This is a genomic window from Leucobacter faecis (assembly GCF_054456695.2).
Genome location: NZ_JBTJER020000005.1, coordinates 142,351 through 154,389, shown reverse-complemented (window position 1 = coordinate 154,389; position 12,039 = coordinate 142,351). Strand labels below are relative to the sequence as shown.

Sequence of the window (12,039 nt, the reverse complement as noted above, 5' to 3'; positions counted from 1 at the left end):
GGTGCGGTGATGAATGAAGAACACCACGTAACCCGCGACAATTGGACCCGCGTATCGACCAAGTACGCCTGGGCTGACCTGGCTATCAACCTGCTGCTCGTAGTCGCCGTTGCGATCGTGTTCACAGTAGTGCTGCTGAACGCGGGCGACGAAGCCCCGCTGCCCGTGCTGATCGGCCTGCCCGTGGGCATTGTCGCCCTGTTCGTGAACGCACTGCTCGCGTTTCGGCGCGTGCGGGCGATTGGCTACATTCTGCGCGAAGACGACCTGCTGTTTCGCCGCGGGATCATGTTCGAGCGCATCGTGGCGGTGCCCTACGGCCGGCTGCAACTCGTCGACGTGACACGCGGCCCGCTGCTGCGTGCGCTCGGTCTATCGACCCTCAAGTTTGTGACTGCGTCGGCTGCCACTGGTGTGCAGCTACCGGGTCTCGCAGCCGATGACGCAGAGGAACTGCGTGACAAGCTTGTCGCGCTCGCCGAGATTCGGCGGTCTGGCCTGTGACCGGCGCAGAAACTGAGACCGCATGGCGGCGCATGCACCCGTTCTCGCCGCTTCTGCGCGGCGGGCTCGCGCTGCTCGTCATCGCGGGCATCATCATCGGCAACTTTCGCGACCGCATCATCGACATTTTTGTCGGTGAGAAGTTGTGGAACAGCGATGAATACAACGAGATCCCCTCGGGGGCGCAAGACCCATTCGGGTTCATCGCCGAGCGAGGGCTTGTGCTCGTCGCGATGGGGGTCGCGCTCGCGATCATTGCTTTGATCATCTTCTTCTCGTGGATTGGCTGGCGGTTTTCGACCTATCGGGTCACAGGCGACGCCGTTGAAGCACGCAAGGGCGTCGTGTTTCGTAGCCACCGGCGGGCTCCGCTCGAGCGCATTCAGAGCGTCAACCTGCAGCGGCCGCTGCTCGCGCGGGCACTGGGGCTCACCAAGATCGAGATCGTGACGGCGGGTCAGGGCGGCAAAGTTGAACTCGCCTACCTGAGCTTTCAAGACGCAAAGACGGTGCGCGAAGACATTCTCGGCCGGGCGGCGGCAAAGCGTGGCGGCGCGCAGGTTCAAGATGAACACGCCGCCGAGGCGAATCAGCCGCTTGAACAAGCGATCGAACAGGCAGCTGAACAGCCCGCCGACCAGTCCGCCGACCAGCCGGCCACGGGGGCACCCTCGGTAGCTCCCGCGCAAGCTCCCGCGCAAGCTCCCGCGCAAGCTCACGCCCAGTTCGGCAGCGCAGCGTTCGACGCGGCACTTGTGGCGAGGGCCAACGATTTCGTCGACTTCGATATCGACCCGAAGGCGGTCACCGAGAATACGCTCGTGCGCGTGCCCGTGGGCCGGCTTGTCGGGAGCATCGCGCTGAGCTGGGAAGCGGTGTCGCTCGTGGCAGTTGCGACCGCGTTGATCGTTGGCGCCGCCACAATCGAACCGGTTATGGCGTTTGGCCTCTTTCCCATGGTGATCATCACCGCGAGTATCATCATCAGCCAGTTCAACAAGGGCTTCAACTTCACGCTGTCGCGCGGGCACGACACGATTCGCACCGGCGCGGGCCTCACCTCCACGGTGACCGAGACGATCCCGTTTGGCCGTATTCACGCGGTCGAAGCGAGGCAGCCGCTGCTGTGGCGGAAGCTGGGGTGGTGGAAGGTACGCGTCACGACGGCGGGGCACTCGGTGTCGCAGGGCGGGCAGAACGCTGCACAAAATGTGGTGCTGCCCGTGGGATCGATCGATGACGTGCTGCGCGTGTTCGCGACGCTGCTGCCGGGCATCGGCGAAGACCCGCGTGAGCTCGAAGAGCTGCGTGAGGGCCTCGTCGGCCAGGGCGAGGGCTACCTGGGGGCGGGCCCGCGCGCCGGGTGGGTGCTCTGGTTTGGCCGCCGCCGCTCGGGCGTCACGATCGGAGACGCCCAGGCACCGCACGCGACGCTGCGTATTCGCCGCGGATTCTTGACCCGCTCACTGGGTGTGATGCCCGTGCTGCGGGCGCAATCAGTGCTCTTCCACCGGCCGCTCGTGCACCGCATGCTCGGGCTCGCGACACTGCAGGCGCACACGGTGCTCGGCCCCGTGCTGATGCAGGTGCGCGGTGTCGAGCTGCAGGCCGCCCGCGCGATGTTTGACGAGTTCGCCGCGTGCGTGCTGCGCGTGCAAAACTCAGAGGCGCGAGAAATTGCCGAGGCGCGTGCGAGTAGCCAGCCCGCCCAAACAGCTCCGTCGCCCGAGCCCCCAGTAACCCACCATCAGGAGTCACACGATGTCAACGGTGAGTGAATCACGTCTCGGCGTCGGAGTCGTGGGCGCGGGGCGTGTCGGCCCCGTGCTGGCACGTGCCCTCGCGGGCGCGGGCCACGCGATCACCGGCATCAGCGCGATTAGCGCCGAGAGCCGCGAACGGGCCGACGTGATGCTGCCGGGCGTGCCCGTGCTCGAGGTCGCAGAGGTGGTGCGCCGCTCTGAGCTTGTGCTGTTCGCGATTCCGGGCGACGAACTGCCCGCGCTCGTGTCGGGGCTCACTGCGACCGGCGCGTGGCAGCCCGGCCAGCTCGTCATTCATACGAGCCCCGAGCACGGTTACGGCGTGTTTGCGCCCGCAATGGCGGCGGGCGTGATTCCGCTTGCGCTGCACCCCGCGCTCAAGTTCACGGGCACGAGCCTTGATCTCACGCGGCTCGCGGGCGCCTCGATCGCCGTCACGGCCCCCGCCCCGGTGCTGCCCATAGGCCTGGCGCTCGCGGTCGAAATGGGCGCCGAGCCCGTCGCGATCGCCGAAGCCGACCGTGCGGCCTACGCCGACGCGGTCACCGCGGCCGGCGATCTCGTCGGCGCGGTCGTGCGCCAGGGCCTCGACGCGCTGCGCGAGATCCGGGTCGAAGACCCCGCGCTGCTGCTTGGGGGTCTCGTGCGCGCGGCGCTCGAAGAAGCGCTCGCAACAGGATCCGGATCATCGCCAGACGCCGGGGGCGCCCCCGGCACGGGGCTCGAAGCGCCCTAACCCAGCCAGGCTCGCGTAGGATGGATCGGTATGCCGATCCGCCTGGATCTGGCGAGCCACGAACCGGAGGAACCCGCCCCAATGAGCGATCAGCCCGCATCCAGCACTCCCGCGACGAGCGAAGAGGACGTCTTCGAACAGAAGCGCGTGCGCATGGAGAAGCGCGAGAAGCTTAACGCCGGGGGAGACCTCGGCGGAGGCGCGTACCCCGTCGCGGTGCCCGTCACCACCACTATTCCCGCGGTGCGCGCCGAGTGGGGCCACCTCGAAGAGACCCCCGACACCGCTTCGGGTGCGACCGTCGGCATCGCCGGCCGCATTGTGTTTCAGCGCAACACGGGCAAGCTGTGCTTCGCGTCACTGCAGGCGGGCGATGGCACGCGCATTCAGGCGATGGTGAGCCTCGCCGAGGTGGGCGAAGAAGCGCTCGCCAAGTTTAAGGAGCTCGTCGACCTGGGTGACCACGTCTTCGTGGCCGGTGAAGTGATTTCGAGCCGCCGCGGCGAGCTGTCGATCATGGTGACCGAGTGGCAGATGGCGTCGAAGGCGCTCGCGCCGCTGCCCAATATGTACTCAGAGCTGAACGAAGAGATGCGCGTGCGCCATCGCTACCTCGACCTGATCCAGCGTGAGCAGGCGCGCATCAACGTGGTGACGCGTGCGCGCACGATGGCGAGCCTGCGCAAGACGTTTGCTGAGCGCGACTACCTCGAGGTCGAAACGCCGATGCTGCAGACTATGCACGGTGGAGCCTCGGCGCGCCCGTTCATCACGCACTCGAACGCTTTCGACACCGAGCTGTTCTTGCGCATCGCACCCGAGCTCTACCTCAAGCGCGCCGTCGTTGGCGGGCTCGAGCGCGTGTTTGAAATCAACCGCAACTTTCGCAATGAGGGCGCAGACTCGACTCACAGCCCCGAGTTCGCGATGCTCGAGGCGTACGAAACGTACACCGACTACAACGGCATCGCAGACCTGACGCAGGAGCTGATTCAGAACGCGGCGCTCGCGGCGAACGTGGGAAGCGAGCGTGAGGGTACGCACGTCGTGAAGTGGGCCGACGGCACGCTCTTCGACCTGGGCGGTAACTGGGCTCGGATCTCGATGTACGGCACGCTGTCTGAAGCCTGCGGCCGTGAGGTCACCCCCGAGACTTCGGTCGAGGACCTGCTCGCGATCGCCGACGCCGAGGGTGTTGAGGTGCACCTGCCCAACCACGGCAAGCTGGTCGAAGAGCTGTGGGAGCACTTCGTGAAGGACGGGCTCACCGCGCCGACCTTCGTCATGGATTTTCCGGTCGAGACGAGCCCGCTGACTCGTCACCACCGCTCGATCGCGGGTGTCGTTGAGAAGTGGGACCTCTACATTCGCGGCTTCGAGCTGGCGACGGGCTACTCCGAGCTCGTCGATCCCGTCGTGCAACGTGAGCGGTTCACGCAGCAGGCAGCTGAGGGTGCACGCGGTGACGACGAGGCGATGGGCGTTGACGAGGACTTCCTACGTGCGCTCGAGCACGCCATGCCGCCCGCGGGCGGCATGGGCATGGGCATGGATCGCCTGCTGATGGCGCTCACGGGCCTGGGAATTCGCGAGACGATCTTGTTTCCGCTCGTAAAGTAGGTTCCCGCGGGGTGTGCCCCGGGTAAAACTTTATCGCCGCGGGCCGTCAGTTGACGGCCCGCGGCGAATTCTATTTGTAGCCCGCTACTTGCGGTTCCAGGCAAGGGCAGCGAGAGCGAGCGCCGCCACCATGAGTCCGAAGTCGCGCAGCGCTACATCGAGGTAGCCGCCTACGCTCACGAGGCTGATGATGATGCCGGCCAGCCAGACCGCCACGAGCAGACCGCCAAACCTGGGCAGAAACGCCACCACCAGGCCGGCCACAATCTCGATTGCGCCGATGATCAGCATTGCCGTGTGCGCATCGCCGGGAATGATGTTGTCCATCCATGGAGCCAGGTAGCGCTCCCAGTCATCGGTGAGCACGCGCACAAACTTGTCGAGGCCAAAGAGGATTGGCGCGACGGTGAACACCGTACGCAGCATGAAGAATGCGAGCCGGTTGCCGTCAGCGAGTAGCGACGCTTGGGCGCCTCGCTGTGCTTCTGCGCGCGTCTTGGCCTGTGCGTTGGAGTGGTGAGTCATGATGAGTCCTTTGCCAAATTTGTTAAAGATGTTTTTACTTACGATAGATCCAGTTTTGCTCTAGTGTCAACTTTCTTATCCGATAGAATGGTTGGTATTGGGTCTACCATGTAGGCGAGAGGAGCAATGATGTTCTCACTGGGGTTTCTGATCATGTCGCTGGTGCTATTGCTCGTGCGGGCTATGCTCGCCGTGGCGTTTGCGCGCGAGGCGCTCTTGAAGTTGAAGGACGTGCCCAAGTTTGCGAAGAACGACGGGCTGCCCGTGCCTCTCGCGTGGGTAGTTGTGGTGGCCGAGTCGGCCGCGGCGCTCTCGTTCGCAACTGGTGTGCTCGCAGCGTGGGCCGCGCTGGGGGTCATGCTGCTGATGCTCGGCACCACGGCACTGCACGTGTTTAAGTGGCGCAGCAAGTATTGGGCGCAGCAGGGTGGCCCCGAGTATGACCTGTTGCTGCTCACGCTTGCGGCGGTGATTGCAGCGTTTGGGCCGGGTTTAATGGCGGTGCCGCTACCCTTCTGACCTGGGCCAACGGAGGCGCACTCGTTCAGGAAGTGCCGGGCTGGCGCGGGTACAGTGGCAGGTATGGATAACTGGTGGATGAACGCTGTCTGGTCGCTTACCCCGACCGTGCTAATCGGGCTTTTCTTCTGGCTCGTGCTGCGGCTCATCATTCGTGCCGACCGCACAGAGCGACGCGTGTACCAGCAGATCGAAGACGAAGAGCGGGCCAAGGCCGGGCTGCCGCTGCGTAACGAGAAATAGTGCGTTGCCGGTAATCGACTAGAACTTTCCCATCTGGCACTAAGGTGAATACGACGGTGTGTTTACTTAGTGCTAAGGGGAATGGTCGATGAGTTTCAACTGGTCTGAGCTGAACTGGCCGGTTGCGTGGACCTTTACGGTTCTTGTCGTCGACAACCTGATTCGTATCACGGCGCTCTTTATTGTGCCGCGCAACCGGCGCCCGACTTCGGGTATGGCATGGCTGATGGCTATCTTTTTCATGCCAGTGCCCGGCTTACTGCTGTTTTTGATCATCGGCAGCAAGCGGTTGCCCAAGAAGCGTGAGCAAAAACAAGAGGCGATTAATCACTTCGTGAAGCAGATTGCAGACCGCGAGGAGCAGGGTCTCGTGTGGTCGGGGGAGCCGCTGCAACCCGGTCTCGAGAGCGTTGAACGGCTGGGGCGCTCCCTCGGCGCGCAGCCGATGCTGCAGGGCAATAGTGCCTCGATCTGCATTGACTACGAAGAAAGTCTCGCCCGCATGGCTGCCGCGATTCGCGAAGCGCAGGCCTACGTGCACGTCGAGTTCTATATTTTCGTGCTCGACGACACGACCGCCGACGTGTTCGCGGCGCTACGCGAAGTGGCCGCGCGCGGTGTCAAGGTGCGTGTGCTCGCCGATCATATCTCGGCCGTGCGCAACCCCGGTATGAAGCGCACGGCTAAAGCACTCGACGACATGGGCGCCGATTGGGCGTACATGCTGCCCGTGCGCCCGTGGCGCGGTGAGTACCAGCGCCCGGACCTGCGCAACCACCGCAAGCTCATCGTGGTCGATGGCAAGGTGGGCTTTATGGGATCGCAAAACCTCGTCGATTCGAGTTACAACAAACCGGCGAACCGGCGTCGCGGCCTGCACTGGAAAGACCTGATGGTGCGTGTGGAAGGCCCGATCGTGTTGGGCCTTGAAGCGGTCTTTCAGGGGGACTGGTACCTCGAGACCGACGAGTACCTGACTCACCTGACCGATAACCCGCTCGAACTCGAAACTCCTGGCAACCTCGAGTGCCAGATCGTGCCGAGCGGCCCGGGCTACGCTGGTGAAAACAACCTGCAGGTGTTTGTCGCCCTCATGTACACGGCTCAGAACCGCATTAGTATCACGAGCCCATACTTTGTGCCCGACGGGTCGATCATGAACGCGGTGCGTGCGGCGACCGCCCGCGGTGTTGACGTCGAACTGTTCGTGTCAGAAACCGGCGACCAGGCTGTGGTGTACCACGCGCAGCGGTCGTATTATGAAGAGCTGCTGCGGGCGGGGGTGCGCATCTGGATGTTCAGGCCGCCGTACATTCTGCACTCGAAGCACTTCACCGTCGACGACGCTGTGGCCGTCGTCGGCTCCTCCAATATGGATCAGCGCTCATTTGGGCTGAACATGGAGATCTCGATGGTGGTGCACGGCGAGAGCTTTGTGCGCGACCTCGACGAGGTCAACGACTACTACCGCGCGAACGCCCGCGAGCTCACCCTCGAAGAGTGGTCGAAGCAGCCGCTGCGCTGGCAACTGATGGACGGGCTGGCGCGGCTCACCTCAGCGCTGCAGTAATTGCAGTAGACGCCGTAGCTGCAGCAGACGCCGCACAAGCGGCGGCTTGTTCGAATCGTTCAACGCTCAACCCGGCCGGGCCGCGCGAGAGGAGCCACACCTCGCCGTTCAAAATTCGGGGCACCTCGGCACCCGACACTGCCATTAGGCCTACGCGCAGCATTGCGCCGTGGGCGACGACAATCGATCCGGGAGCCTCGGAGAGCACGCGCTCGAAGGCGGCGGCAGCGCGCGCCGCCACCGCATCAAGTGGCTCGGCGCCTGTAATGTCGACGAGCCCGGGCCAGCGCTCCTTGGCCTCGTCGACGCCTACCCCCTCGGCAGCGCCAAAATCTCGCTCCCAGAATCCGTGATCTCGCTGCGGCGCAGCAAGGCTTAGGCCGTTCGCGAGAATCTCGGCGGTCTCAAAGGCGCGCGCAAGCGGCGAGGATCGTACGCCGGCCCATGTGCCTGCAGCGGCGAGCGATGCGGCCGTGACACGGGCCTGCGCGCGGCCCGTGTCGTTGAGCGCAATATCGGTGCGGCCCTGAATGCGGCGCTCAAGGTTCCAGTCGGTCTCGCCGTGGCGCACGAGCGCGATCGAGTCTTGAATGAGCAGGTTCATGAGAAGTAAGCGTAGTGAATGATTATGGTTGGCGGCGTAGAGCGCTATAAACATTGCCTATGCGCATTTCTGGTGCATAGGCAATGAGTGTCATTCTGAGCGTTGCCACGGGTGTCGCTCTGGAGTGTTGCCACCGGGTGTCGCTCTTGAGTGTTGCTACCGGGTGTCGCTCTTGAGTGTTGCTACCGGGTGTCCCTTTTGGCCATTATTAAAGGAACTGCTCTGCTGAGGGCACAGCTGTCCCCTCGAGCTCAGTTTTGCCGTCTGACGCGGGTCAGATTCGGTGATGCAGGGGTGCGCGCTGCGCGCGGCAGGGATTGCCACTTGTCGGGTGGCACGGGTGCCGGTGGTCTGCTCTTGCCCGGCAGAAACGCTACTGAGGGTGTGACTGAAGGGGCGGTCGAGGGCGTGTCTGTGTCTGTGTCTGTGTCTGTGTCTGTGTCTGTGTCTGTGTCTGTGCTTGTGTCTGTGTCCGTGTTTGTCTTTGTCGGCACGATTGTGAGCTGTGCCCAAGCAAGTTGCCGGGCCGCTCTGGGTGCTAGGTCGGTAACGTCGCCGTCTCTTGAGTGGAGCTTGAACGGGCCCTTGCCGTCGCGAGTGATGCGCCACCCTCCGGCGTGGAGTTGCATGTGGTGAAAACGGCAGAGCAAGGCGCCACGGTCAATATCGGTGCGGCCGCCATCACGGTCCCATTCGTCGATGTGGTGTGCCTCGCAGTATGAGGCGGGCCGGTCGCAGCCGGTCCAGATGCAGCCGCCGTCACGTAGCGACAGGGCGATGCGCTGCTCTGAAGAGTATGACCGTTTGGTGCGGCCCAGGTTTAGGGGGTTGCCCGCGCGGTCGACAGTCACCGGCACGACGCCAGTGTTGCACACCATGCGGTTCGCGACATCGACGGGCACGGCGGCGTTCTCGTCTTCAAAGAACGCCCGGCCAGGCCAGGTTGCCCCGGTCTCGGGGTCTGGCGCGTCGACGACGTGTACGACCCGCACGCCAGCTTGTCTCACCCCGAAGACCTGCTCGACGGTGGCGAGGGTGCCCGCGTGCATGACGTCGATTAAGAGATCGTGGGTGAGTTGGTTGTTGCTGCGGGGGTCGTCACGCAGTTCTCGTGCGGTTTCTTTGTCTTCATCGCTGACAAAGCGGGGCCCGCCTCGCCGGGGTCGCATTGCGCCGTTAATCATGGAGCGTACCCACGCGGCTGATTCGTCATCGAAGGTGAACGACCCGTGGTGCACCCCGTGCGCGTCGACCCACATGCGAAACGAGCGGCCCTCGTAGCGGGTCATGAACCGCTGCTGGGCCCCGTCGGGGTCGAGCAGGTCGCGCACGGTGCGGGCGGCCCCGGCAAGCTCTTCAACGGTGCGGCGGGTGGCTTCAAGGCTGAGTTGCTCGGCCGCGAGCCGCCATGCTTCGACCGCGGCATGGTTGGTGGCTTGTGTGATTGCTGCTTCTGCTTCTGCTTCTGCTTCTGCCTCTGCCTCTGCCTCTGCCGCTGCTTCTGCCTCTGCGGCCGCGTCTAAGCCGGCGTCTTCAGGGCCGGTGTTTTCAACAGCAATGCTGGGCGAGCCTTCGTGCTCGCCGGTGCTGACCGGTGGTTCGCCGAGCCCCCTGCGGATCGCATCATGCTGCTCAGTCGTGAGCGTACCCTCTAGAAGAGCGGCGCGAAGGGGTGCGTGCCAGGGGAGAGGCGGTGCGGTGATAACTCCTGAAGCGTCAGCGCCCGCACCCGCGCCCGAACCCGCGCCCGCACCAGCGTCAGAACCAGCGTCAACGCCCGGCTCGGATTGATCGAGGCCGGCATCCACCGGCCCATCTGCAAACAGTGACTCACCGACGCGCACCTCGCGTGCGGCCTGAGCGCGCGAGGCCCCGGTGATCTGTTGCACCAGGGACACGGGGCTGCGGTGACCGCGTGACTGCGCGAGCCCCGAGTGGCCAGCCTCGCGCGTGGAGCGCTGCGCGACGACACCCGACGCGGCGACGCGCACCCGGTCTGCCGTCTGCGCGAGCCTGGCTGCCGCGTCGAGCACCGCCATCACGTCTGTGTCAGAGAGGGCAGCGATGGTGTCGGGCAGCACCGCGGTCTCGGGCACCTCACCAAGCAGCCGGCGTAGCTCCGCCTGCTGCTGTGCGAGTGAGGTGAAAAGTTCCATGTCTCTATAGTCCACGCAGCCACCGACATTGGCGCAAGGAAAACCCCTGGTCAGGTTTAAGTAGCACAACATGAGTGTCACGAAACGGTAACAAAAGGTTCTGGTTATGGGGTTGTATAGGTGGTCAACGATGTCGCCTACTGCTTGATCACGAGCAGCTCGCCCACCTCGCATCCGAGCACCTCGCAGATCGCGGTGAGCGTTGAAAACCTGATCGCTTTCGCGCGATCGTTCTTCAGTACCGAGAGGTTCACAATGCTCACCCCCACGCGCTCACTGAGCTCAGTGAGAGTCATCTGTCGCTCGGCGAGCAGCTCATCCAAGCGGCACCGGATCGCGTGCCCCTCCTCGGGGGGCACTAGACGAGCCCCTCAGCGTCGTGCTGCACGCGGATCGCGCGGCGCAGGGCGACATCAATGAGACCGAAGGAACAAGCGGTGAAGAGCACAATCCAATACCAGGCCCACCACTCGGCTCCGCCCGACACCCGCGACTGCACCGCCAGCGCTCCTTCAATTCCGTTGGCCGCGAGGTTCCAGCAGGCCCAAGCAGCGAGGCCTCCCGCAAAGATGGCCCACGTGATCGCGCGCAATGCATGGCTCGTCGATAGTGTGAAGAACCTGCCCTGCTGAAACAGCCAGGCGATGCGCACCACTGACGCGACGGTTACGAGGCCAGCGAGAGCGAGCAGCACGATGCTGGCACCTAGGCAGAACGTCGAGACGGTGTTGAGGTTTGGCACGACGACCTGCAGCTGCGTGACCGTACCTGTGACGTCGGCGACAGGCGCTGTTGCTGCAGCGTCTGCGGTGGCGTCGAGTAGCCCCGCTGCCGCACCCGGCTGCGGTTCAACGGGCAGGTTCCACACGACACCGTTTGGCGTGAATACCGTACGAAATTGCATCACCGCGAGGGTGATGATCGCGGCACTCGCGGCGACACCGAGCGCCAAGATCGCGACGGCGTCGGCCCGAACTTTACGGGCGCTCGGTTCCTTGGGCAAGGGGATGTTCATACGAGTCCTTCCGTGTCGCGTTGCATGCGCTCACCGACGGCAAACGCGGTGACGACGATGCTGATAGCAAACCCTGCGACGAGAAACGGGGTGGGTGAGACCACAAAGAGTGCGACCTCGGTATTCTCGCCCGTGAGGGCAAAGAGCGCATCGTTCGCGGCGATGCTACCGAACACGGGAGCCAAGGCGAATCCCACGAGTCCGGTCAACCCCGCGGCCACGACGCTGCGAGTTTGCGTGCGTCCAAACACCTGCCCGCGCAAGATTTTGAACGCGAGAATCGTGAGGCACCCGATGACCGTCGCTACGGTGAGCAGTGTGATGAGCGGTTCGAGTGCTGCTGGGCCGATGGCGGCGGGTGACAGTGAAGGCACCGTGATGAATGCGGCATCGAACTGTGCCTCTACATGGCTGCCCGCTTCGCCCATCGAGACGCTTGCGGGGGTGCTCATGAACTGGGCCAGCAGCGTGATGGGGCCGCCCGCCAAGATCTCCCAGATGCGGCGAATCGATGCGACGGCGGTGAGGGCCAAGATCAACGCGCCCAGCGCGATGAAGATGACGATCCCTGCGCGGTCTGCCCGTCGCGGGCGTTGTTCGTTGGCATCCATGGTGGGCTTCCTCCCAGGGGAGCTGTCACTGCCGCGACAGCTCCTTATCGATTATCGTTATTATCGGTAATCGATAACTTACGGCGTTGTGGGGTGCGCTGTCAACCCGTCGTTACGCCCAGCACGAACACGCCCCCGTAGGGGAGCTGCACCCCGTAGCCTGGACTCATCGG

At 64.1% G+C, this 12,039-nt stretch carries 13 protein-coding genes; 7 read left to right on the top strand and 6 right to left on the bottom strand.

The genetic code is table 11. The annotated features are described in order from the left end of the window. Nucleotides 1-9: 9 nt before the first annotated feature. The 4 genes from ACXR2W_RS07415 to lysS all read left to right on the top strand — a co-directional run bounded on the left by ACXR2W_RS07415 (nucleotide 10) and on the right by lysS (nucleotide 4,623). Nucleotides 10-504 (top strand): PH domain-containing protein, encoded by a 495-nt coding sequence (locus tag ACXR2W_RS07415; protein WP_458813982.1) that lies wholly within the window; start codon nucleotides 10-12, stop codon nucleotides 502-504. Next, nucleotides 501-2,282: a PH domain-containing protein gene (locus ACXR2W_RS07410; RefSeq protein WP_458813752.1), complete on the top strand. Its 1,782-nt coding sequence runs from the start codon at nucleotides 501-503 to the stop codon at nucleotides 2,280-2,282. Before ACXR2W_RS07415 ends, ACXR2W_RS07410 begins: the two co-directional genes overlap by 4 nt. Next, nucleotides 2,266-3,003, top strand: coding sequence for a DUF2520 domain-containing protein (locus ACXR2W_RS07405; protein ID WP_458813750.1), 738 nt, complete (start codon nucleotides 2,266-2,268; stop codon nucleotides 3,001-3,003). Before ACXR2W_RS07410 ends, ACXR2W_RS07405 begins: the two co-directional genes overlap by 17 nt. An 81-nt stretch (nucleotides 3,004-3,084) precedes the next feature. After that, the gene (gene lysS / locus ACXR2W_RS07400; RefSeq protein ID WP_458813748.1) at nucleotides 3,085-4,623 is read left to right on the top strand and encodes a lysine--tRNA ligase; all 1,539 of its coding nucleotides are present in this window, start codon (nucleotides 3,085-3,087) and stop codon (nucleotides 4,621-4,623) included. A gap of 84 nt (nucleotides 4,624-4,707) precedes the next feature. Here the strand turns inward: lysS and ACXR2W_RS07395 are convergent, their stop codons facing one another. Then, complete coding sequence (locus ACXR2W_RS07395) at nucleotides 4,708-5,148, bottom strand: hypothetical protein (protein ID WP_458813742.1); 441 nt, start codon at nucleotides 5,146-5,148, stop codon at nucleotides 4,708-4,710. A gap of 126 nt (nucleotides 5,149-5,274) precedes the next feature. Between ACXR2W_RS07395 and ACXR2W_RS07390 the strand changes: the two genes are divergently transcribed. The 3 genes from ACXR2W_RS07390 (at nucleotide 5,275) to cls (ending at nucleotide 7,480) form a co-directional block, all read left to right on the top strand. Beyond that, nucleotides 5,275-5,667, top strand: coding sequence for a DoxX family membrane protein (locus ACXR2W_RS07390; RefSeq protein WP_458813740.1), 393 nt, complete (start codon nucleotides 5,275-5,277; stop codon nucleotides 5,665-5,667). A gap of 63 nt (nucleotides 5,668-5,730) precedes the next feature. After that, entirely contained in the window at nucleotides 5,731-5,910 is a 180-nt protein-coding gene (locus ACXR2W_RS07385) for a hypothetical protein (protein ID WP_458813738.1), read from the top strand. 88 nt (nucleotides 5,911-5,998) lie between these two features. Further along, nucleotides 5,999-7,480 carry a cardiolipin synthase gene (gene cls / locus ACXR2W_RS07380; protein WP_458813736.1) on the top strand — a complete coding sequence of 494 codons (1,482 nt, stop codon included), beginning with the start codon at nucleotides 5,999-6,001 and terminating at the stop codon, nucleotides 7,478-7,480. Here cls and ACXR2W_RS07375 read toward each other — a convergent pair. The 5 genes from ACXR2W_RS07375 to ACXR2W_RS07355 form a co-directional block, all read right to left on the bottom strand. Continuing rightward, the gene (locus ACXR2W_RS07375) at nucleotides 7,461-8,084 is read right to left on the bottom strand and encodes a histidine phosphatase family protein (protein WP_458813734.1); all 624 of its coding nucleotides are present in this window, start codon (nucleotides 8,082-8,084) and stop codon (nucleotides 7,461-7,463) included. The two genes, cls and ACXR2W_RS07375, sit on opposite strands and share 20 nt — an antisense overlap. A 251-nt stretch (nucleotides 8,085-8,335) precedes the next feature. After that, a complete protein-coding gene (locus ACXR2W_RS07370; protein ID WP_458813732.1) occupies nucleotides 8,336-10,240 on the bottom strand; it encodes an HNH endonuclease signature motif containing protein in 1,905 nt (634 codons plus the stop codon). Nucleotides 10,241-10,377: 137 nt separating this feature from the next. Further along, entirely contained in the window at nucleotides 10,378-10,599 is a 222-nt protein-coding gene (locus tag ACXR2W_RS07365; RefSeq protein WP_458813730.1) for a helix-turn-helix domain-containing protein, read from the bottom strand. Continuing rightward, nucleotides 10,599-11,255 carry a hypothetical protein gene (locus ACXR2W_RS07360; RefSeq protein WP_458813728.1) on the bottom strand — a complete coding sequence of 219 codons (657 nt, stop codon included), beginning with the start codon at nucleotides 11,253-11,255 and terminating at the stop codon, nucleotides 10,599-10,601. The genes ACXR2W_RS07365 and ACXR2W_RS07360 overlap by 1 nt, the downstream gene beginning before the upstream one ends. Continuing rightward, the gene (locus ACXR2W_RS07355; RefSeq protein WP_458813726.1) at nucleotides 11,252-11,866 is read right to left on the bottom strand and encodes a hypothetical protein; all 615 of its coding nucleotides are present in this window, start codon (nucleotides 11,864-11,866) and stop codon (nucleotides 11,252-11,254) included. The genes ACXR2W_RS07360 and ACXR2W_RS07355 overlap by 4 nt, the downstream gene beginning before the upstream one ends. Nucleotides 11,867-12,039 lie beyond the last annotated feature (173 nt).

Coding starts and splice junctions, on each gene's coding strand:
- cls (WP_458813736.1), top strand. CDS start 5,999: ATGAGTTTCAACTGGTCTGAGCTGAACTGGCCGGTTGCGTGGACCTTT.
- ACXR2W_RS07395 (WP_458813742.1), bottom strand. CDS start 5,148: ATGACTCACCACTCCAACGCACAGGCCAAGACGCGCGCAGAAGCACAG.
- ACXR2W_RS07415 (WP_458813982.1), top strand. CDS start 10: ATGAATGAAGAACACCACGTAACCCGCGACAATTGGACCCGCGTATCG.
- ACXR2W_RS07390 (WP_458813740.1), top strand. CDS start 5,275: ATGATGTTCTCACTGGGGTTTCTGATCATGTCGCTGGTGCTATTGCTC.
- ACXR2W_RS07355 (WP_458813726.1), bottom strand. CDS start 11,866: ATGGATGCCAACGAACAACGCCCGCGACGGGCAGACCGCGCAGGGATC.
- ACXR2W_RS07405 (WP_458813750.1), top strand. CDS start 2,266: ATGTCAACGGTGAGTGAATCACGTCTCGGCGTCGGAGTCGTGGGCGCG.
- ACXR2W_RS07385 (WP_458813738.1), top strand. CDS start 5,731: ATGGATAACTGGTGGATGAACGCTGTCTGGTCGCTTACCCCGACCGTG.
- lysS (WP_458813748.1), top strand. CDS start 3,085: ATGAGCGATCAGCCCGCATCCAGCACTCCCGCGACGAGCGAAGAGGAC.
- ACXR2W_RS07370 (WP_458813732.1), bottom strand. CDS start 10,240: ATGGAACTTTTCACCTCACTCGCACAGCAGCAGGCGGAGCTACGCCGG.
- ACXR2W_RS07360 (WP_458813728.1), bottom strand. CDS start 11,255: ATGAACATCCCCTTGCCCAAGGAACCGAGCGCCCGTAAAGTTCGGGCC.
- ACXR2W_RS07375 (WP_458813734.1), bottom strand. CDS start 8,084: ATGAACCTGCTCATTCAAGACTCGATCGCGCTCGTGCGCCACGGCGAG.